General features: G+C 57.1%; 2 protein-coding genes. One reads left to right on the top strand and one right to left on the bottom strand.

What is annotated here, in order from left to right; translation table 11 throughout:
* Nucleotides 1-65 precede the first annotated feature (65 nt).
* Nucleotides 66-1,304 (bottom strand): IS256-like element IS3506 family transposase, encoded by a 1,239-nt coding sequence (locus tag JQ46_RS04665; RefSeq protein WP_192817224.1) that lies wholly within the window; start codon nt 1,302-1,304, stop codon nt 66-68.
* A gap of 83 nt (nt 1,305-1,387) precedes the next feature.
* On the opposite strand from JQ46_RS04665, the gene JQ46_RS04660 reads away from it, so the two are divergent.
* Nucleotides 1,388-1,800 (top strand): IS1/IS1595 family N-terminal zinc-binding domain-containing protein (locus JQ46_RS04660; RefSeq protein WP_034985908.1); only part of this gene is annotated, 413 nt, incomplete at its 3' end.

The raw sequence follows: 1,800 nt of genomic DNA, 5'->3' as shown, positions 1-1,800 counted from the left end.
GGTCAAGTCCGGTGTAGTGGTGTAGCCGTTTGTGCTTTCGGCTCGATATGAAGTTCGGGGCTTGGTTAGGCGGTTAGCTGGTGGTGGTCGTCACGATGTTCTCCTGGGTGGTGCATGAGGTGCTTGGTGTGTTCGAGTGCGGTCAGTGACATGTAGCGTTTTTGTTGGATCCAGTCGTCGTGTTGCTCGGCTAGGACCGCACCGACAAGCCGGATGATGGATTCACGGTTTGGGAAAATGCCGACGACGTCGGTGCGCCGGCGGATCTCACGGTTTAACCGTTCTGTGGGGTTGTTTGACCACACCTTCGTCCAGACTGGTTTCGGCGCTGCGGTAAACGCCAGTACTTCATCGAGTGATTCCTCCAAATACGCCGCGACGTGAGGGAATTTCGGCTCCAGTAGGTCGACAACTTCGCGGGCTTGAGCCCAAGTGGATGTGGCGTCAGGTTGCTGGAAGATTGTCTGGAACATCGCAGAGACCATCGGCCATTGTGTTTTCGGGACCTTTTCGTAGAGGTTCTTCGCGAAATGGGTGCGGCACCGCTGCCACGACGCATTGGGCAGCACTTCGGAAATGGCGTGCTGGATGCCTTCGTGGGCATCACTTGTGATAAGGAATACCCCAGTAAGTCCGCGGGCTTTTAAGTCCTGGAAGAAGCCTTTCCACGACGCGTTGGATTCCGCGGTGGCGACGTGCATGCCGAGCATTTCGCGATACCCGTCGGCGTTGACTCCGGTGGCAAGCAGCACTGAGCATTTGACCACCCGGCCGCCTTCACGGACTTTGATCGTGAGCGCATCGCACGATAAAAAGGCGTACCCGCCGGGGTCTAGTGGGCGGTTTTTGAAGTCTGCGACCATGTCGTCGAGTTCTTCTGACATGCGTGAGACTTGCGATTTCGACATGCTGGAAATCCCAAGCGTAGCCACCAGATCATTCATCCTGCGGGTGGAAACCCCTTTAAGGTAGCACGTGGCGATCACAGTCGATAAGGCTCGTTCTGCTCGTGAGCGGCGCTCTAACAGCCAGTCTGGGAAGAACGCGCCGTGGCGCAGTTTCGGCACCGCCACGTCGATCGTGCCGACACGGGTGTCAAGGTCGCGGTGGCGATACCCGTTGCGGTGGTTGACCCGCTCGGTGGATACAACTCCGTATTCGGCGCCGCAGACGGTGTCAGCCTGGGCGGAGAGGATCTGGTTGATAAACCCTTGCAGCATCTGGCGCATCAAATCCGGAGACGCTTGGGCCAGCAAATCATCCAGATAGGTTGTCGGGTCGATAGAATACGGTGCAGCGGTCATCGTCATAGGCCTTTCGGTGAGATGTGGTAGTTGAGTCGAAAGGCTAACTGGCGGTGGCCGCCCACTACTTTCCGGGACCCACCATCAGCAAGCGTTACACCACACTAAGGGACGCAACCAAGAGAAACGGCACCACCAGCAAAGGAACAACCCGCTGGCGCTGCACCAAATGCGGACACTCCTTTACCCGCAACACCCAAACACACAACAAAAATACCGCCACCATGGCTTTGTTCATCCAATGGGCCACCGGCACCCAATCTCTAACCACCTTCGCCGCACACCATGGCGTAACCAGGCAAACCATGCACCACCGATTCCGATGGTGCTGGTGGATCATCCCCACACCCACCATCGACTCATTCCGCATCCATGACCAAATCTTCCTCGACGCGACCTATCTAAAGTCCGGATGCCTCCTGATCGCAGCCAGTAAAACCCACGTCATCAACTGGACCTGGGCCAGACACGAAACCACCGCCGCCTACACCGAACT

It is taken from the genome of Corynebacterium jeikeium (assembly GCF_000738175.1).
In the GTDB taxonomy this organism is placed as follows: domain Bacteria; phylum Actinomycetota; class Actinomycetes; order Mycobacteriales; family Mycobacteriaceae; genus Corynebacterium; species Corynebacterium jeikeium_C.
The sequence above is the reverse complement of the archived record's forward strand: the minus strand, read 5'-3'. Positions and strand labels throughout refer to the sequence as shown.